The sequence below is a fragment of the Psychroflexus gondwanensis ACAM 44 genome (genome assembly GCF_000355905.1).
GTDB classification, from domain to species: Bacteria; Bacteroidota; Bacteroidia; order Flavobacteriales; family Flavobacteriaceae; genus Psychroflexus; species Psychroflexus gondwanensis.
Genome location: NZ_APLF01000011.1, coordinates 1 through 19,610, shown reverse-complemented (window position 1 = coordinate 19,610; position 19,610 = coordinate 1). Strand labels below are relative to the sequence as shown.

Genomic DNA, 19,610 nt, shown 5'->3' with positions numbered 1-19,610 from the left:
GGGAGTTTATTTTTGGAAATCGATTTATCATATAGAGAGGATATTCATAGAAGACTCTGTATCAAAAAAGACCTCATCGAACTCACCCAGTGGATCGATACTCTTACTGTCCTAAATGATAAATTGTCTCAATTGAAATTGATAGAAAAGCAGTTATTAAAAGATAGAGATATAGAGTCCGCTCTTATGGGAATAAGAAGAAAGAACACTTTAGTTATGGGGACTCTTTGTAAATATGAGCAAGAATTGGATAATGAATATGAATTTGGAAAAAGAATATACGATGTAACCCGTGCAAAAGAACATGAAAAGAAGCGAGTTATTTATACTGAATTAATGCAGAATTTCTATCAGCTAAGGAAAGCGATCTATAGATTATTAACAGCCTATAAACGGAATTGAAACCTTGGAAAATGAAAAATATTTTGATCCCTTTGGACTTTGAATTCAGTAATGAAAGCGCTATGGATTATGCTATTACTCTTTTTGAACAAGAGGAATGCCACTTTTATTTTTCGAACTCATATACTTACAATATAGAGGGGCTAAATGCACTAGACCTTCTTCAGGCTGATGACGACTGGTTTGAAAAACCAAGGTACAATTCTGAAATGAATTTGAAAGCTATACTCAAAAAATACAGAGGCGAAAGCAACCTCAAAAATCACCATTTCAATACTATTTCAAAAAACACATACCTTATTGAAGGACTGCGAAAAACCATAGAAAATCTTGACATAGATTTGGTAGTCCTTTTAGGAAAGGACCAATCTAAAGGAAATAGTGACCATACAAAGCGTATCGTCCAGAACATCACTGAATGTCCTGTGATGATTATACCCACGTCTGCTCATCTACAAAAACCTCAAAAATTTGTACTGGCTTCTAGTTTTGAGGTTGAACTTTTAAAAAGCAAACTCAAGAATTGTTATGCCTGGGCAAACACCGCTGGTCGGAGCATTAAAATTGTCTCCCTTTTTAGTAAGGACAAAATGACACAAACTCAAAAGGTAAATCAAAATAAGGTCTACTCTCAAATTCAAACCTTCACTAAGTATCCAGTTTCCATTCAATATTCTGGGGCTTCTTCAAGCTTAAAAAGTTTTATCAAGAGTCATTCAGATTATATCATAACTATAGCAGAAAGAAAGTCTAATTTTTGGACAAAATATGGTTTAACCCAATCTTGGATGAAAAGCCTAAGGCATCAATCAAGTTTAACTTCACGAACTTAACATTTTAAAAATGGATAAAATAAAAGACCTTAAGTTTTACCTACTCCTAGCTTTCTTAGGTGTTTTGCTTATTATTTTACTCAATTGTTTGGTTCCCTCTCCTATTTTTTAATAATTACTCGAAATGGAAACATTATAGACTTAAACTTTATAGGAGTTGTTTTAAAGTTTTGTAGGTAAACTGATGGATTGGATTTCGTATCCTAGATCCTTCACTATTTATTTTCTTTCAGCCCAATTTATTTAGTATCACCCTTTGTATTTGGATAACATTTGATGTGAAAAAATGGCTAATAATATAACTTTAAGCAGTTCTAAAAAAACATAATAAAAATGCAAATATGTTGAATCAGGTATTGTGCCATCGATTATCATTACTGCTCGTTGATCTAGCATAGGCAGTAAATAAAAGGTCTGCGCTAGCAAAATAACCAACAACGAAATCAATATAGTTTTTAAGGTTTTATTTATTTTAAATCCGTAAGCTTTTAAGGTTGAAAAAAGAAGAGCTATCATAAAAAATAGCTCTACTTTATTCAATACACCAAAGACCAGCCTTCCAATACTCAGCCCAATAACCTGTGTAACACCTTCTGCTTGAAACTTAAGCCAAGCTTCCATAAATGAAATAGAAAGCACAAAGCCAAGCCACAAGATTGGTATGGTAACCCCTACTCTTTGACTAAAAGACATATTATACTCTATTTAAGACGTTTCAACATTTTGGACACGTTCAAGCTTATCTTTTTTAGAAAGAGATAACCTAACTGTACTTTCCTCTGTGGCAATTAAATCATGTGGAACTCCACCTTGCAACGCGATAAGATTTCCAGCTTTGAGGTGATGTTTAGTGCCATTAACACCAAAATCTATGGCGCCTTTAAAAACCTCAACAACAATTGGGAACGGTGTTTTGTGTTCTTTCATCAATTGGCCCTTTTTGAAAATAATCCGGATTTCTTTAGAGGTTTCTGTCTCTATCAAAATAGATATACTAGGTTTTTTTTCGTTGTAAACAAGATTCTCTGTAAGTGATGCGGTTTTCATGTATTTCTTTTTTTGTTACTGTTAGTATTCAATTTGTACATAAACATTTCAGCCATTTTCTGAGCTCTCAGTTTTGCTTCTTCAGCTATTTTGCCAGCAAAATTCTCATCCATGGAAGAATTGAAATGATATATCCAGCGCTCAAAATGATGGGCTTCAACTGGTAATTTTCTATGTGGGACAAAGGGCGATCCTTTATAAGCAAATTCGTGTAAAAGCACTGTTTGCCAAAAGCGGTACATAGTATCCAGATGTTTGGGCCAATTATTTCTTATCACCCTATTAAATATAGGACCCAAAAGATCATCTTCCCGAACTGAACCATAGAAAGTATCTACCATTAATTCTATATCCTTTCTGTTTGTAATGTCGTTCATCTAAAAAAATGATTTATAAGTATCCATCGTCCAATGGGTTATAAAATAAAAGATAGCAAAGCCCACGAAGGCTATAATACACGCCCAAACCCAAGAGGGAACTGCCTTTGGGGTTTCCGAACCACGAATGATAAAGGATTCTGAAGTTTCGCTTCCATAGGCATTTACGGTTATTACTGTATTCGATTCTATGATTTCATTTTCCTTAAGGCCAACCACCGCAATTTCTGGTCCATTCCGTACTTCAAAAGGGATGATACGCACGCCTTCAATACCGTTGGAAGAAACAGCCTTTATTTTTAATTCGTGTTTACCATCGGCAATCTTGGTAGTATCTAGCACCAATTGCGCTGGTGGCTCAAACACGCCAAAAGGTACTTTCTCGTCATCCAGAAACACGGTTACTTTTCTTTTATTCTCCATTAGTCTGAAAGATTTTCTTCGTTTAGAACCAAATTTTTGATGTGGTTTTCATTCTTTTCCTTTGGTTTTACGAGATACTTTATACTCATTATAAGCGTGTATCCCACAATTACTACCGCAGTCAACATTATAATATAATCAATATCTCCCTCGGGTCCTTCGCCGTGGGTAATGTTCTCAAACCCTTTAGGCTGTTTAGATTCGCAAACAGGACAGGCGAGGCCTACTGCACTTATGAGTAGAGCTAGAATTGTAAACAGTTTATATTTCATTTTTTCTATAATTATTTGAGTGAACAATGGTTTTAAACTCTATCACTAAAGGCAGAGAAAATGCTTCAAGTCGTGTTGTATCTCCTATATATTCCGACCATGATTCTTTAAGGATATTGGTGCAGGCCTGCATATTCACAATTGATTTTTTGCTAAATGCAAGTTTTCTGCCTTTGGCCAGAAAGCTACTCTGTAAGTTATCTAAAAAATCTATCTCCATCCTTATGGTAAATTTGAAATTGAATCTCTCAATCTGGTAATGATTTCTTTTGGTACTTTTGGAGCGCTATTCCCCCAGCTGGATCTTTCGTAATCTACTATTGCCTTAATTTCTTCATCGGTTAAATTGTCTGCGAGCGCTGGCATCATTCCATATTCTTGTCGCGCATCATAGCCCATTAAAATAATCTTGATGAGCATTTCTGGATTTTCATCATTAACGATAAGGCTCCCATTAAGGGGTGGAAAAGCACCTTTCACACCACGTCCGTTTCCTTGATGACAGGCTGCACAGTTATTTTGGTATAAATTGGCACCCATAGATTGCTCTGATTTTGTTGATGTTGCATTGCTACCCTCTTTTTTAGGTAAGGCAGGTATAAATTCTGTAGGGGATGCATCTTCAAAAGAAAATTGCTTTAAACTTTTTAAATAAGCTACAAGGTGTAAAGCATCTTCTTTTGCAACCATAACTTCACTACCTTCCATTTGTGTATTGCCACGTGGTAAGGTAATATCGCCATCTTGTATAGCTGTGGTATCTGTTTTTCTAAACAACCAAGAATATCTTGGCATTATAGAAGCCTCTACAACTAACCTTGGGTTATAAAGATGCAATAAATGCCATTGGTCACTCGGTTGCCTATTTCCAATGTCTGTAAGATCAGGTCCTGTCCGTTCACTTCCCAATAGCGATGGGGATTGCCTCCAAATACCCATTCGTTGTTTGCTGTAAAAATAATCTGAAGGTAATGAGGGCCTATCGCCCCAAACGGCATCCATTTCTATATTTCTCACTTGTTGTGTATGACAGGCCACACAATTTTCAGAAACATAAATCCCGAGACCTTTTCTTTCAGAATTAGTTAAGTCCTTTTGTCCTGGAATAGGCTCATACTCTTGCATCTGGTATGCAGGTATAATTGCAACCCCTATGCTAAGTGCCACAAAAACACTAAAAGCGATAAGTACGAGATTTTTATGGTCTTTATGTAAGTTCAACATTTGCTAACAATTAATTTGATTGTGTATTTAAGGTTTCTTTTTGCGCCTGCCTGTCCGGTAGGAAGGAATGCTTAACCTTTTTTTTCTTTCTTACCATCAGGTAGAAATTATAGGCGAAAATGATATGCGATATAAACATAAGAGTACCACCTACGGCACGCCATACCCAATAATTCTCCATTAGTATAACAGATTCTATAAAGGGATTGCCTTCAATCCAGCTTAATCCTTTCAATGTTCCTCCAACCATTAGGGAAACCATATAAGCGATGAGTCCAATAAATGCTAACCAAAAATGAGCTCCTACAAGATTTTGAGGTGGTTCTTTACCTGTTATTTTTGGAAGCAGTGCGTAAATACACGCCCACATTAAAAAGGTAATGATACCGTACATCGTCATATGCGAGTGCGCTACATTAAAATCTGTAAAATGCCATAGGTAGTTCGTAAATCGGAACGCCTGGAAACTTCCTTGTACCGAACCGACAAAGTAGAATACAACACCTACCAAGAAGAAGGGAAGCACATAGCTTTTCGATATATGATTCCAACTGCCACGCATGGTCATAAGAAAGTTAGTCGTACCTGCAAATACGGGGATAAACATTCCCGCACTGAATACGATAGCAACCGTTTGTAACCACCATGGCAGGGGACTAAATACAAAATGGTGTGTTCCTATGAGAGTATAAAACAACATTTGCGTCCAGAATGCTAGCACTCCCAGCGAATAGGAATAAATAGGTTTGTTTAGAGCTGATGGTAGAAAATAATAAACCAGTCCCAACGTGAAGGTCATAAACCACATCCCAACACCTTGGTGCATATAATAGCCTTGGATGACGGTTTCTCCCAAACCATCTTGGTAGCTGGGGAAGTAACCAATAATGGCAAGTACAATCGTCCAAATAAGCGATGCAAGAATAAACCAGTTGGATATGTATATCTCTGAAATTTTTCGTGTTGCAACGGTTTTATAAAAATTGAAAAAGATAATGATAAGCCCAATAGCAAATAGCGCCATAATTGGCCAAATGTATTCTCTGTATTCTCCACCACCATTATTGATGCCTGCCATTAAAAAAATATTACCTATAAAGACGCAAGAATTGATTAACCAGAAAGCAATTTTAGACCATTTATAATTAAAGATTTCTCGATTGGATGTTCTTGACACAACGTAATGCCCCAATCCTACCATAGCCAAGGATGCCCAGCCCCAAAATACAGTATTTGTATGCACGGGACGTAGCCTACCAAACGACAACCAACTGATCTTGTCCAGGTCTGGCCAGATAAACTTCATCCCTAAATATTGTCCTACTAAGGTTCCAAAAACTAACCAGAATATCCCTGCACCCAAGTACCAGACAATGATTTGTTTAAGTTCTTTTGAAATTTTTATTTGGGTTGTGGATCGTGCTTTCTCGTCAAATAATGGATTTTCAGGATCTATAATTTTTTTAATAAATCCGCTATATTTTGAAGGGGCTTCAACAGTATCTGCTGGTTTTTCTTCATCTTTAAAACCCTGCTGACGCGCTTTTAGAATATGATCAACTTCCGCCTTATCGAGGTTGATGAGTCGTCTTTCAAAGTCTTCTTCTGATAAGTCCTTTTTATTATCTTCTAAAACATCCACATATCTATTGAGGCGCTTTATAAAAATAAATATTCCTAAAAAAAGGACGATGAATATTAGGACGATGGTTCCAATAACGCCTGGACTCGAAAGCCAATTTTCTGATGTAATCTCTGAGGTTTGAAGAATAAGTAATAAATTATTTTTCATAATTTGGATATAAAGACCTTTTTATCTGATTTTACTTTAATTTTTTTTGAAGCTTCGATAGTTTAGGTTATCTACCTAAGATTATCTGTCGAACAGCTTGGACATTTTGTGACTTTACCTTCTTTCAATTTCACTCCGTCGATATGGTGTTTCATAAATTCTTGAATAATCATATAACTGTCTTTATGATTATTAATATCTATTTGCTTGTCTTCAATTACTTCTTTAATTTTTTTATCATACTCCTGGTATCCCCAACAAACAGGACAAGTGCCTGTTGGTGAAGACCCTTCATCTGTGTCGCTTTTGTTTTTGAAATAGTGAATTATGTTATTAAATATATCCATAATTTATTGAATTGGATTCGTATTTAACTTTTTTACTATTGCCGAAGACTCATTATCAGCATAAATTCCATAAGCGTTTACTACAACTCCTTTGACATTATTTTTATTTGAGGAAATGGCATAAACAATCATTTGATCACCTGGATCGCTCTCCCCTTCAAATCTGTAGAATTGGTCAATTTCAAAATCCTCTGGTGACAATTCGGTTGCTGTTGAGTGACAAATAAGGCATTCCTTTTCAGTTAATATTGAAAAATCAATGGTATAGCCAAGTTTTTTTAAGTCAGCCACAGCTTCAGTCACCGTATCGTAATTTTTCCGTTTCATGATATTTTCGATTTACCGTTGTCTTTTGAGTACTGATATGCCTAGATTAAGATCCATCGCCACGTCCAGTAAATTGGAGGATGAAAGTGCCACACTAAGTTCATCTCTTATAGCTACGAATTGATCGTGCAAAGGGCAAGGTTCTTTAGCATTACACTTGTTGAGACCTAAAGCACAACCTTGAAACAGGCTATTCCCATCTATAGCTTCCACTATTTGTCTAAGATTAATCTTAGGTAAACGTTCTTTCTCTATTTGATAACCGCCACGGAGACCTTTGGTAGAGGTGATAATATTTGCCTTGGCAAGCACTTGTAAAATCTTCGCTGTAAATGCAATAGGAGAATCTATCGCTGTGGCGATTTCTTTTAAACTAACGCGTTCTCCCCATTGCGATTTTTGCGCAATGAAGAGTGTAGCTTTTATTCCGTATTCACAACTTTTAGAAAACATTCTTTGTATTTATAGAATGTAAATATACTATTATTTTTAAACTCGGATAAAGTTATCCGAGTTAATTTTATATAACCACTTTTATTGTCATTTTGCGCTTCATTTTCCTTAAGGCCTAAGACTTCTATTTATGACTGTTGTGAACTTCAAAAGGGATGATTCAAAAGCCTTCAATACCATAGGAGGAGATGGCATGGAATTTTAATTCTTGCTAAGCATCCGTAAACTTGCTGATTAGCATTACTATTTAGTTGCGGGCTAGAACCCGCGGAATTATTTTATTTCAAAAGTCACCACTCGCCCAACTCTAAATAAAAGTGTCGATTATTTTTAGAAAAAACCAGGGAAAGGCTTAGTTTTTATCTGTTTTATCCCATAATACATCAGATGCTTTCAGGTATTGTGATTTTTCCATTTCTTCTTTCCATTTCCGAGAAACATATGTACTTACTTGTATTCTAGAGTCCACTTTATTGAATGTTGGGTTAGTAACCCACATAGGTTGGGAATACCAATCTGAATTTATGTAACTAAAGGCTTTGATTACGTCTGAGTTCTCATTTATGATCTTGAAAAAAGGTTCAAACCATTCCTTCCATATTTTCTTTTCTAATTTTTTATTTTTCAAATCACTATTAAAGTACAAATTATCTATTTGTCTTACAGGTGTTGCTTCTGAAATAAATACAGGTTTATTATGTTTTCTTGCAAAAATGAGCATTTCTTGGTCTGGTTGTCCAAAGTAAGAATATGCGCGCCAATCTACAAGATCATCACCAGGGTAGCATTCTTCTAGAGTCTTTTGGTCAGACCCTGTTCCTTTAGATTGCCATACAAAGGCGACATTATCTACTTGCAAATTTTTGAAAATTGAGTGAATTCTTTTCCAAGCATTCAAATAATGCTTCTTTTTATAATGATTCAAATCCCAACCATCAAACTCATATCCAATTCTTAAAAATACCGGTCGTTTTGAAAGTTTAATCCAACCAGCAAGATCTTCAAATAAGGAATCATGCTTTCCTTTAGAAACGTTTCTTTCATTATTTACAAAAGACAATCCAATGGCAATAGCACTATTTTGATAAGTAGAATCTTGTAAATATAGATTAGCCCAAGAATCCCCAGCACCCCAATTGGCTTTGGTTGTAATTCCATCTAGTCCTTTATTGTAGTGTCCATAGGATTCATTTCCAGGGGATAAGTTTGTATATAGGCTTACTCCTGCTGGAGTATCAAAGAAATCTGTATATCCTTCGTTATAATCATTTAAACCGCCGGTTGCCTCTAAATCTTGTCCAATAAAAACCAGGCATTTACCATCTTCTGGTTCAAACTTTTGCGCATTAGAAATAAAACAAAAAAACAGAATAGTAAGAATAAAGCTTTTGAATTTCATTTCTCAGTAGGGTCAATATCCGTCGCAACTCATTATATTAAACAATAATACACGTTTAGCTGTAAATATTTTAGGTAAACCACTGTGATTATATGTTTATATCACATTATAAAGTCCACAATAGAATCTTCGGTTTTTAATTTTCATCACTTGGAAGCCTTTCATGAAGAGCCTTTCATGAGGAGCCTTCTATGTGACATGACTAGGCTTGGGAGGATATATTTTTGAAGCGATATATCCTGCCATCATTGCCAACGCAAAAGAGGGTGCCAGAACATCTAATTCTTGAAAATAGGGTCCTATTCCTTCCAAATTGGCAAATACAAATTTGAATAGAATCACTGAGACAAACCCGGTAATCATAGAAACAATCGCGCCTTGTTCTGAATAGCCTTTCCAGAAAAGGGATAGAATAATGACAGGGCAGAACGTAGCAGCAATTCCAGACCATCCAAAAATCATAATCCAGAAAACCTGTCTGTCCGGATACAGGTTATATAATAAAATAGCGATGCCAAGGGCAGCCATGGCCATGGCAACAGTAACGAGTCTTGAAAGTTTCGTTAAGTCTTTATCTTTTAAATCTGGTCTGAATATTTTCTGATAGAAATCGCGAGTCACGGCACTAGAGGCCAGAATGAGAAGAGAGTCGATAGTCGACATAATGGCTGAAAGCACAATAGCAATAAAGATCGCTACTAGAATGGTGGGTAAAAACTCATGGGTGATCATGCTCAAAACATCTTCGCCGCCAGTTCCCAATATGGCTTCAGGGTCTTGCCCTTCTTTAGTAAAATAAATTCGGGCTAGAATACCTATCGTTACTGCTGCAGCATCGGTTAAGAGCGTAAAAAGCAAGGCTACCCACTTCCCTTTATCTATCTCTTTCTCACTTTCAATAGACATAAAGCGAACATAAACTTGAGGTGATCCTAAGAAGCCCAAACCAATCATAGAGAAACCAAGAATTGTAAAGAAGTTCATCCATCCGTCTTCACTTCTGCCCATTATTTGAGTGAGAGTGGGGTCAATTGCATTTAAGCCTTCAGTAACTCCAGCACCATGGTCCATGGAAAACCAAACCACAATGGGGATTAAAACCAAGCCAAAAAACATTAAAATACCCTGAAACATATCCGACCAAACTGCAGCCACAAAGCCACCAATGAAAATGTAGAGAAGAACAATGCCAAAACCGACTAAGGCGCCAATTCGATAGTCAATATTGAGCATGGATTCGAATGCAATTCCTGTAACATCCATTTGGGAGGCGACGTAAATGACGACGAAAACCACTAGAATAGAGGCCGATAAAATTCGGAGCGTATTGGTAGAAGATTTGAAATGACTTTGGAGATAGTCAGGAATGGTAATAGAATTGTAGTCGTCTGTTCTCCTTTTGAATTTTTTGGCCATAAACTGCCAAGACAGAAAAACACCGAGGACTTCACCGGCAACCACCCAATAACCAGAATATCCAGCAATGGCTCCCATTCCCGTAAGACCTATTAATAGCCATCCAGATTCACCGGTTGCTCTAGCCGAAAAAGCAACCGCCCAAAAGCCCATTTTTTTACCTCCTAGATAGTAATCGCTCATACTATTAACTCTCCGTGAAGCGAGTATTCCGATTAAAAATAGAATAGCGACATAAACGGATAGGACGATAAGTTTTGTGATCATTGTTTTCTTATTATTTCTTTAAAAATCACTCTAAACTATTGTTTTGTGATGTAAAACCAGAGAGATATAACGAGTTTTTCAAAAAAAACAGAGCCAAACCTCATCCAATTACAAAACTGATTAGGTCTTGTTATAGATCTCGATGACTGAAGCAAGGAGAGTCTAATGGTGCAATGAACATAGGAAAGTAAGTTATAAAAAGACAAAAATCTCTAATACAAATCCACATTCTTAAATGGAATAAGGGCTAAAATTACCGCTTCTGTATAATACTTGGTCCTGTCGATAACATCTCCTGTCAAAATTCCTACAGCCCCATTCTCTTGTTTGGAGTTACGACGGTTAAAAACGATATCATCGGCATCCCCGAGTTCTTTCCCCTCTTTTATGAGCTTAACTACTTCATTGGGAAGAAAAAAAGTTCCTGTTCTCGCTTTTCCACACTTCTCCTTAGATATGATGAAGACCCATGCAAAAGCTTCCATTTCATTTTCAAAATGTTCTATTCCACCCTCAATTCCAACATGAAAATCGGCGTCTTCAAATTTCGTAAAAATAGTATTTGCTCTATTTTTGGCTCCGAGAAAAGTTTCGCTATTGCTAAAAGGTTGATCGGCAACACCGGAAGGCGTTGAAACTCCTTTAAATTCAAATTCTTGGTCAGGGAACATTTTTTCAAATCCATTTTTAACGGATTGGATTTTGACGGGATTCTTTGAAGCGATGATGACCTTTTTCATAATTGTGCCGATTTAAAGATGAAACTACTTAAAATTTATCTCTTTTGTTCTTTCGTTTGCAACTAAACGCGATGAAAATCAAACTTGAGTCTCGAAAAGCAATACGGCTTAGGTCCGATTAGCGCTTTAGGGTGAAATTTGAAGTAAAGACTTTTGGCTGGCCTTCCTTGTTGAGGTATTCCACTCTAAACCAATAGTCATTTGTTGGCATAAAAGCGCCGTTGTAAGTACCATCCCAGCCCAAACGACTTGGGTTTATAGAAGCTAGCAATTTACCATAGCGATCATAAATACTAATCCTTGCACCTACTTGATCTTTTAAGCACTCAATATTCCAACTGTCATTTCTAGAATCCCCATTAGGTGTAAAAAACTTAGGATAATCTAAAACTCGGAAGTTCTCAATCGCGATATTACTGCAGCCTGAAATTTCACGAACTCTTATTTCATATTCTTCACAACCTTGAAGCTGACTAAAGGTATTCTCTTCTACCCAATCGCCATTATTCAACTGAAACTCATAAGCACCTGTTCCTCCAAAAACATTAATGACTGCAACTTGGTTTTCACTAAACGCTTCTGAACTAAGATCGATATCTATAGAAAGTTGGCTTATAGGAATGACTTGAATTTCTAGGCTTACGTTATCAGAAGCACACTGACCAGGATTTGGCTCAAATGAATAGAAGGTGGTGACCCTATTATTTAATGCCGGTGACCAGGATCCCGTAATCCCTTCATTGGAAGTGGTGGGCAATTCTTCGAGGGTTTCTCCTACACAAATAGGATCAATGGGATTAAATGTGGGAATATCGGGATCGGTTATAAGAATTTCAAGCGTTGTAAGCGTCGCACAACCTTGTCCTAAGTCTGGTGTGAAGGTGTAGACTGTCGTTACCATATTATTTATACCGGGTGTCCAAGTCCCCGTAATACCATTGTTTGAAGTTATAGGTAAATCTGCTAAAAACTCACCAGGACAAACGGGATCAACAGGAGTGAAGATAGGAATCTCAGAAGGAATAACCTCAATAACCAGAGTGGTTTCAGGCGCACATTCCGAAGTTAAAGGCATAAATGTATAAGTCGTAGTTATAGAATTATTCAATTCAGGTGACCATGTTCCAGTAATCCCATCCATTGATGTTGTGGGTAACGGATTTAAGGAGTCCCCCTGGCAGATGGGCGGAACAGGATTAAAAACAGGTTCCGTAGTGATGAATGGTTTTACTGTAACCGTTAATTCTTCTGTGGTCGTTTCTCCACAAACATCGCTAATAGTCACTGTATAGATTGTAGTTGCGGCAGGCGACAAGACTGGATTTGGACTATTTGGATCACTTACCCCATTAGTAGGAGTCCAACTGTAGGTAAATCCGCTAGGAATACTAGCATCTACTTGGACAGCTCCATTTTCACAAATAACCTCATCATCCAGTTGTAGATTATCCACAAAAGAGACCCGATTAAAACATACCTCATGGATATTAGTATTACCTCCTGTAGAGCCCACAAAACCGAAGAAAACTGTATCATCACCTGAGAAAATAGTGTTTTTCACATCAGCAGTGAAGGTAAGGCGCAACAGACAATCAAAAAATACACTTAAGGTGTTGGTAAAGGCATCCCACTCGATTCTTACTTCATGTGCAATACCATCTTCTATATTTTGATTTGTCCCATTAGCCAAAACAGGTCCTCCTAAATTATCACCTGAATTATGATCGGGATTTCCATTGCGCATTATTGAGATATGATCACCAACAGGATCGCCAAAGTCGGTATTCTGGAAAGTATCAAATTCAATAGTCAAAGAAGGAGTTATGCCTGAATAGCCCAAACCTCCTCCTGGATCCCCTAAAATGGGAGTAGGATTATCCTTAAATACTAAGGCCATACCGTCTGCTCCGTCAAAATCTCTAAACCCAAAATTATTTTGATAGAAAATAGTAAAATCTGTATCAAAATCAATAGGGTTGTTATACCATACCCCGCCAACTTGAAACTCTTGGTCTTTAGTGATAGTGTAGCAATTATTACCTTGGTCGATCGCATCACCAGTGACTTGTGCATTCAACTGTGCATCGGCCTGACTAACACAGCACAATATAATTAACAGAGAAAGGTAAGACTTTAAGTGCAAGGGTTTACTTTTATGAATAGCCTAACAATATATTACATTTAAAATAGCTGTGCAAAAATCGTAAAAACAGTGCAATCAATTAGTAGTTCGAAAAAGCAATGCTGAGATATCACATCGTTGAAATTGTGACTTTTCAAGGTAAGAGACATTATGGGATTCATTACATTACATATATTACAGAATATAAAAGAATTTTGAGCTTTTAACGTTAGCTTAAATTCTGATTAATTAAATTTTCACTTAAAAATTATTATGATTCAGGTAAAAAATAGGAACGCCCTCATAACAGGATCAAGTCGAGGAATAGGCCAACAAGTCGCCCTAGGATTGGCAAATTTAGGTTGCAACATTATCATACATGGAAGATCCCCAGAAAGTTGTTCTAAAACCCTCAAGATGTTGGAAAAGTTTAAAGTAAACGCTCACTGTGTCTATGGAGAATTATCTGATGAGTCACAATTAGATGACTTGATAGAACAGGTAAAAGACCTTAAAATCAGTGTTGATATTTTATACAATAATGCAGCGATCATGTCTCCTTATCGTCATGACTTTTGGAGCCATAGTTTTGAGGATTGGATGACTAGTTTTAAAGTCAATGTCTATGCAATGTATAAATTGTCTTCGGCGTTCATTCCAATAATGATAGAAAATGGTTTCGGACGTGTAGTCAATCTTACTTCTGGAATAGAAGATCAGCCCGAACTTGCCCCTTATGGTGCTTCAAAGTGGGCTGTTAATAAACTTACTGATGATATTGCCGTAAAGCTCGAAAACACAGGTGTGAGAATAAATAGGCTGGATCCTAGTTGGTTGCGAACTGATTTAGGGGGTTCAAGTGCTGATTATGCTGTAGAAGAGGTTTTACCAGGAGCACTTGCTCCAGTTTTAATCGAAAATGAGGGTCCTAATGGTCAACTTTTTTTAGCCATTGATCACAATTTAAATAGTGAAGATTTTAAGAAGAGTTGAAGTAGAAAAGAGCTTTTTCTTCAGTAGATTTATTAACTTATAATTTAAATACTTTTATAATCAGACTTTTATTTGAAATGTTTATTTTACAATGATTCCCATAAGCTAAAGCCGATAAACGCATTGACATTTTGTTTTTAGGGAAACGCCTTTAAAATTTAGTTTATATTTTATGCTTAAACTTCACATCATACTTTTTTGGGTAAGCGGGCTAGCTTTTGGGCTTATGATTTGCGCCTATTTTTCTTGTCCCCACTGGAAGTTGGCAATGCCAGTCATGTTATTAATTTCAGCTGTTGCTGGGCGCATTGGATACAATAAAAAGAAAGAGCTAGAAAACTCATAGACTGAGACATATAAGACTAAGACGTTCGTAAAGTCACTTTACTTACAAAGTGAAACGCCTTACCTATTCGTTTCTTTAGTCACCCTCTGGGTTGGAATAAAGCCTTTTAGATATGCCTGAGACATATAAGTCGAATCAAAAAACTGAGCTAAAAATATCTCTTTTCTCTATTATTTTTTAATAATATCCTTCTGGGCTTATAGATTTATAAACTGAATTTATAGTTGTTTTTTTGATGGACAATTTAGTTTTCAATTTATTGGATATCGCCCTGAAGTTTAAGTTGGTTGTAATGAAGACTTGAATAGAAGATAGCAAGTAAAGAATTTATTCTATGAATTATAATAATAATCGATTTGAGGTGTATTTTTACAAAAATAACACCACATGCAATGTGGAAGATATACAGGATTATAGAAAATTAATTACCATAACAACTTTACTACTTTACAATGCTATTAGCCAAATTTATATTTCAAACTCTTTTAGGTTGGTCAATTAAGGGGCAATTTTATAAAGACACCCCAAAGACTGTAGTTATAGTCCTCCCTCACACGAGCTGGCATGATTTCTTTGTTGGTGTATTCACAAGGAATATTTTAAAAGTGCCCATTAGTTTTGTGGGCAAAAAGGAGCTTTTTGATTCTCCATTGGGTTGGTATTTCAAGTGGATGGGTGGAGTTCCCATCGAACGGTCCTCTAAGCAAAATAAAGTGGAACAGATTGTAAGTATGTTCAACGCTAAAGAAGAATTTCATCTCTCTATAGCTCCAGAAGGAACAAGAAAAAAGGTAGAAAAATGGAAGAGTGGATTTTACTACATCGCTCAAGATGCAAAAGTCCCAATTACTGCTGTAGCCTTCGATTACTCTACAAAGACGGTCAAGATTTCAGAACCCTTTTACACGACAGGGGATTATAAAAAGGATTTAAAAGAGTTACAGAAGTTTTATGTGGGGGTAGTCGGTAAGGTTCCAGAATACACTTGATTTATAAGCTTACAGTTGAAGCGGACGTGCGTTATAAGTTCTCACCCTACCCCGACACTCAGTCACGACAAGATCTTTCTATGCAAGACTATTGTTTGATCAATAAGAAAGCCAATGTTCTTACCTTAAGTATCGTGAAAATAAAAGGTGAGTCAAGCCTTGGAAATGGATTGATTTCATCTTTCGATTCACAAAAAAAGTGTTTTATTATAAGCGATTAAACCTTTAGGTGCGCTTTGCTTTTTTAGCCAATTTTGCTGCCTTTTTTTCTTTAGGGGTTAGTGCTGCCTCTTTTTTTACATTTTTCTTTGAATCTTGAGATTTTGCCATGCTAGTATAGTTTTAAGTTTATAAATGTAGTAAATGAATTAATGCACAAGCTATTTTACGAAAATTTTATATTTTTTAAACATATAGCTAATCGTTTTAGAGTTGGTAGTGTATTGAAAGTCTTATATTCTCTACTTTATAAAAAAAATAAAAAATTACAGCTTTTTCTAACCACCACTTTCGGGGGTTTCAAAAACAAAAAACGGAGACACGATATTTCGTGTCTCCGTTTTAAATACTAATCTTATGTTGTTATTCAACGACTTCTACTGCTTTATAATTTTAAAGCTATGTTGAACTTGTTCCGTAAATAATTTTACAATATAACTGCCAACAGTAAGCGAGGCTAAGTCTAGTTGTAAACTATCTGAATTGGTATTTTTGGAATACACTTCTTGCCCTAAAAGGTTATAAATCTTTATATTATTTATTGAAGATTTATAGGATATATTTAAAACATCTTTTGCTGGCATTGGATATACGACTAAGTCACTAACGTCGAACTCACCAATATTTAAAGATGTATCTATCTGTAAGGTAAAATCTAAAGCTTGTCCATAGCCTGGAAAAACTCCTTGTCCAAAAGGATTGAATTGTATACCACAAGGGTTTATTTCGGCAGGAGAATCAACATCTTGATATGTTTTTGTGAGTCTAATCCGTGTTGTGCCTAATACCGCATCCGTTGGGACAGTAATAGCAAAAGAAACTGAAACCCCATCGCTACCTGTGGAGTTGGTAAGTGTCCCTATTTCGTAAATTTCACCTGTATCGTCTAAGACGTTATTCTGGTTCCAATCAATAAACGCAACAATATCATTGTCAAAATTACCATATGTATTACCGGAAACTTCTATCGTATAGGTTTCGTCTTGAGCTATATTTACCACATTTGCTGTTTCATCGATTAAAACATTGCCCAAATTTGTATTTGAAATGCTGGTTCCTGCAAAATCAACTGATGTTATTTCTTCCACAAAAACCTCGTTAGCATCTGTAATCTCACAATACGGTAAAGGGAAGTCTTGGGCCTGAACACTAAAAGTTAATAGTGCAAGTGCTAGAGTAATTTTTTTCATAAATCTTGTGTTTTAATTAGCAAGTAAGTTACAAAAAAACGATTGTACTTAAGATGTGTATTTTTAACCGATGGACTTGATCAAAAAGTATGAAAGCCGCCTACACTTAGATGCTTGAAAGAAGAGATAAACAATTGGTGCTAAAAGAATGTAAGAAAATTGATTGTTGGATTGAATGGCTTTGAGATGTAATCGCAGAGTAAATTCTCGCATTTAAAATTTATCAACCAAATTTTCAACATCTCATCAATGGCTTTTAAACTTGGCTATTGATTTCCGCTGACGGAGCCATTGATTTATTTACAAAAGGTTTATCTGGCTTTTTTCAACCTAAACTTCCAACTCCCTATACTCTACCTTATCCAAAATCTCTTCCACATCAGAATTGACTTTTGGGTGAAGAAGATCCTTGCTGACTGTATGGGAGTCAAGTTGATCTTTATCTTAGTGAACGTTGAAATGACTTTCAACTGATTTTTCAATCGAGTCATTATCCTATTTGTAGTATAATTTCAACTCAACAAGCCCCCTTCCTTTATAACTAATTAACTATTGCCTTTTGAAGTAAATGATCAGTTTTGATATTAAGCATGACGAATATCATTTCAAAACCTTATGTAGGCTAGTATATTTAGGATATAATTCTTAAAATATTTAAATCATGGGAAAAATCAAATTCATAAGTTTCATCATCTTCAGTTTACCTTTTCTAGGGGTATCTCAAACACTGGAAAATTTAGATTACATTTCTCCATTTCATGAAGATTTAGCCGCTATCCAAAAAGGAGATCAGTGGGCGATTATTGACACCGATGGTAGCATTGTTATCGACTATAGAAGCGATTTAGTAAGCACAGTATTTGACTATGCAACCTATCCTATTTTTAGAGACGGTCTGTGCTTAATAGAAAAAGAAAAGGATGGTATTGTATATTTTGGTTATATAAACACTTTAGGCGAATCAGTTATTGAGCCACAATTTTTAAATGCTAGCAATTTTAAAGATAAAAAGGCTATCGCATTAAAATTAATTAAAGAAACAGCTGGGGAAAATACCGCTCTTGGAAAAAATGTGGTGTATTATAAATATTTTGAAGTCATCATCAACAAAGAGGGAAATGTAATGTCATATTTTTTAAAAAAAGTCAAAACATAGTTTTAGATGTTTCCTATTTAAGAAATCCACTTCAAATTTCCTTCAGCCAGATTTCAAAATCACTTTCTGATCGTACAAACAAGAATAAAAAGTTGACCCTTATCAAGGTTGATTCTTAAATTGTTTATATCAAATTCTATTTTTGAATGTTTTAAAGGAAAGAGCTTTAAAAACAATCATTTCTAAAGCTGATATAGAAGGCCTTAACTGATTAGCTACTTAAAAATCAATTCATCTAAACCCTTAAAGAAGGTAAACCCATAATTCAATGGCTTTACGATTAAACGCTGGATGATATGCTTGAGTTTTAGTGGTTGATAAAAAGTCCATTGGATACTATGTATGAAAGTATTACTTTAGATTAAAATAAAATAAAACAACGTCCTAAATAGATATATACCCTATACTGAGATTTGAATAGGGTTTATAGGGATGTTGTGCTTCATTACCACAAACCGCTAACCAATGCTTAAATTCTTTAGAAAAATTAGACAAAAAATGCTGACTGAAAATAAGTTCAGCAAATACCTGATATACGCAATTGGAGAAATTGCGTTGGTAATGATTGGTATTTTACTAGCACTTCAAGTGAATAACTGGAATGAAGCAAGAATTGAAAAGAATCTCACGGATGACATAATCCTTAATTATATAAAAGATTTAAGAAACAATGCCGTCTATTTAGAGCGTAGAAAACTGGCAATGGAAAAAGATTTAAAATTTATAAATCAAATAACGGAACGATTGAACTCTTCGGTTTTATTATCTGATACACTTAAAAAAATTGCATTATACGAGTTTTCACCAATTTACTATGCATTCACGGAATTAAAGAATGATACGTACATCTCACTAGTTTCGAACAATCAATTGAGATTAGTACCAGACAATCTTTCTATCCAGATGATCAATATAAGTTTCAGAATGAACGATTTAACAAAAACACAGGAAAGTGTTGGTGAGTTTTACAGAAACAATCTAAGTGAATATTCATTTCAATATCCTATGCCTATGGACAATTCCTTGTATTCAAATAAGGAAAATGAATTATTATGGGAAAGTTTTGACAAGAATAAATTAATGCTTGCTTTTCAAGGTATTGTGTTTACAAAAAAAGCAGGATATACAAGTTTGTTGCCTAGAGCAGACTCACTTTTGGTTAAAATCGATGCGGTTATTGCTGATATTGAGAGTTCTTTTCCTCATACAATAAACTAAATGATAAGTTGTTTCAATCATTTGTTAAAGCAACTTAGGAATTAAAATAACGAAAGCA

The 19,610-nt window shown here is 35.5% G+C and carries 22 protein-coding genes; 6 read left to right on the top strand and 16 right to left on the bottom strand.

What is annotated here, in order from left to right; genetic code table 11:
* Positions 1–12 precede the first annotated feature (12 nt).
* Positions 13–402, top strand: a complete 390-nt coding sequence (locus PGOND44_RS11105) for a hypothetical protein (RefSeq protein ID WP_003441796.1) — start codon at positions 13–15, stop codon at positions 400–402.
* Between the two features lie 11 nt (positions 403–413).
* Positions 414–1,235, top strand: a complete 822-nt coding sequence (locus PGOND44_RS11100) for a universal stress protein (protein ID WP_040556086.1) — start codon at positions 414–416, stop codon at positions 1,233–1,235.
* A 249-nt stretch (positions 1,236–1,484) separates the two neighbouring features.
* On the opposite strand, the gene PGOND44_RS11095 is transcribed toward PGOND44_RS11100, so the two are convergent.
* From PGOND44_RS11095 to PGOND44_RS11025, 15 genes are all read right to left on the bottom strand, one after another.
* On the bottom strand, positions 1,485–1,928 hold the full coding sequence (locus tag PGOND44_RS11095) for a hypothetical protein (RefSeq protein WP_003441785.1): 444 nt from the start codon (positions 1,926–1,928) through the stop codon (positions 1,485–1,487).
* 12 nt (positions 1,929–1,940) lie between these two features.
* Positions 1,941–2,282, bottom strand: coding sequence for a cupin domain-containing protein (locus tag PGOND44_RS11090; RefSeq protein ID WP_003441783.1), 342 nt, complete (start codon positions 2,280–2,282; stop codon positions 1,941–1,943).
* Positions 2,279–2,659, bottom strand: a complete 381-nt coding sequence (locus PGOND44_RS11085) for a group III truncated hemoglobin (protein ID WP_003441782.1) — start codon at positions 2,657–2,659, stop codon at positions 2,279–2,281. Before PGOND44_RS11085 ends, PGOND44_RS11090 begins: the two co-directional genes overlap by 4 nt.
* Complete coding sequence (locus PGOND44_RS11080) at positions 2,660–3,082, bottom strand: hypothetical protein (RefSeq protein ID WP_003441780.1); 423 nt, start codon at positions 3,080–3,082, stop codon at positions 2,660–2,662.
* The gene (locus tag PGOND44_RS11075) at positions 3,082–3,354 is read right to left on the bottom strand and encodes a hypothetical protein (protein WP_003441777.1); all 273 of its coding nucleotides are present in this window, start codon (positions 3,352–3,354) and stop codon (positions 3,082–3,084) included. The genes PGOND44_RS11080 and PGOND44_RS11075 overlap by 1 nt, the downstream gene beginning before the upstream one ends.
* The gene (locus PGOND44_RS11070) at positions 3,344–3,574 is read right to left on the bottom strand and encodes a hexameric tyrosine-coordinated heme protein (protein WP_003441774.1); all 231 of its coding nucleotides are present in this window, start codon (positions 3,572–3,574) and stop codon (positions 3,344–3,346) included. Before PGOND44_RS11070 ends, PGOND44_RS11075 begins: the two co-directional genes overlap by 11 nt.
* A 2-nt stretch (positions 3,575–3,576) precedes the next feature.
* Positions 3,577–4,578, bottom strand: coding sequence for a cbb3-type cytochrome c oxidase subunit II (locus PGOND44_RS11065; RefSeq protein WP_003441773.1), 1,002 nt, complete (start codon positions 4,576–4,578; stop codon positions 3,577–3,579).
* Positions 4,579–4,588: 10 nt separating this feature from the next.
* On the bottom strand, positions 4,589–6,370 hold the full coding sequence (locus tag PGOND44_RS11060; protein ID WP_003441772.1) for a cbb3-type cytochrome c oxidase subunit I: 1,782 nt from the start codon (positions 6,368–6,370) through the stop codon (positions 4,589–4,591).
* Positions 6,371–6,441: 71 nt separating this feature from the next.
* The gene (locus tag PGOND44_RS11055; protein WP_003441771.1) at positions 6,442–6,717 is read right to left on the bottom strand and encodes a hypothetical protein; all 276 of its coding nucleotides are present in this window, start codon (positions 6,715–6,717) and stop codon (positions 6,442–6,444) included.
* A gap of 3 nt (positions 6,718–6,720) precedes the next feature.
* Entirely contained in the window at positions 6,721–7,044 is a 324-nt protein-coding gene (locus tag PGOND44_RS11050) for a hypothetical protein (protein WP_003441770.1), read from the bottom strand.
* A gap of 12 nt (positions 7,045–7,056) precedes the next feature.
* Positions 7,057–7,497, bottom strand: coding sequence for an RrF2 family transcriptional regulator (locus tag PGOND44_RS11045; protein ID WP_003441769.1), 441 nt, complete (start codon positions 7,495–7,497; stop codon positions 7,057–7,059).
* 352 nt (positions 7,498–7,849) lie between these two features.
* Entirely contained in the window at positions 7,850–8,896 is a 1,047-nt protein-coding gene (locus tag PGOND44_RS11040; RefSeq protein ID WP_003441765.1) for a glycoside hydrolase family 26 protein, read from the bottom strand.
* 189 nt (positions 8,897–9,085) lie between these two features.
* Positions 9,086–10,579: a sodium/proline symporter gene (locus PGOND44_RS11035; RefSeq protein ID WP_003441762.1), complete on the bottom strand. Its 1,494-nt coding sequence runs from the start codon at positions 10,577–10,579 to the stop codon at positions 9,086–9,088.
* A gap of 212 nt (positions 10,580–10,791) precedes the next feature.
* Entirely contained in the window at positions 10,792–11,319 is a 528-nt protein-coding gene (gene yjjX, locus PGOND44_RS11030; protein WP_003441760.1) for an inosine/xanthosine triphosphatase, read from the bottom strand.
* Positions 11,320–11,437: 118 nt separating this feature from the next.
* Positions 11,438–13,426, bottom strand: coding sequence for a lectin-like domain-containing protein (locus PGOND44_RS11025; RefSeq protein WP_236611988.1), 1,989 nt, complete (start codon positions 13,424–13,426; stop codon positions 11,438–11,440).
* A 288-nt stretch (positions 13,427–13,714) separates the two neighbouring features.
* On the opposite strand from PGOND44_RS11025, the gene PGOND44_RS11020 reads away from it, so the two are divergent.
* Together PGOND44_RS11020 and PGOND44_RS11015 are read left to right on the top strand one after the other, a co-directional pair.
* Positions 13,715–14,434 carry an SDR family NAD(P)-dependent oxidoreductase gene (locus PGOND44_RS11020; protein ID WP_003441756.1) on the top strand — a complete coding sequence of 240 codons (720 nt, stop codon included), beginning with the start codon at positions 13,715–13,717 and terminating at the stop codon, positions 14,432–14,434.
* Between the two features lie 798 nt (positions 14,435–15,232).
* Positions 15,233–15,769, top strand: a complete 537-nt coding sequence (locus tag PGOND44_RS11015; protein ID WP_003441751.1) for a 1-acyl-sn-glycerol-3-phosphate acyltransferase — start codon at positions 15,233–15,235, stop codon at positions 15,767–15,769.
* A 596-nt stretch (positions 15,770–16,365) separates the two neighbouring features.
* On the opposite strand, the gene PGOND44_RS11005 is transcribed toward PGOND44_RS11015, so the two are convergent.
* A complete protein-coding gene (locus PGOND44_RS11005) occupies positions 16,366–17,178 on the bottom strand; it encodes a T9SS type A sorting domain-containing protein (protein ID WP_003441746.1) in 813 nt (270 codons plus the stop codon).
* 661 nt (positions 17,179–17,839) lie between these two features.
* Between PGOND44_RS11005 and PGOND44_RS11000 the strand changes: the two genes are divergently transcribed.
* Positions 17,840–18,334, top strand: a complete 495-nt coding sequence (locus tag PGOND44_RS11000) for a WG repeat-containing protein (protein ID WP_003441744.1) — start codon at positions 17,840–17,842, stop codon at positions 18,332–18,334.
* A 498-nt stretch (positions 18,335–18,832) separates the two neighbouring features.
* Positions 18,833–19,552 carry a DUF6090 family protein gene (locus tag PGOND44_RS10995; protein WP_040556082.1) on the top strand — a complete coding sequence of 240 codons (720 nt, stop codon included), beginning with the start codon at positions 18,833–18,835 and terminating at the stop codon, positions 19,550–19,552.
* Positions 19,553–19,610 lie beyond the last annotated feature (58 nt).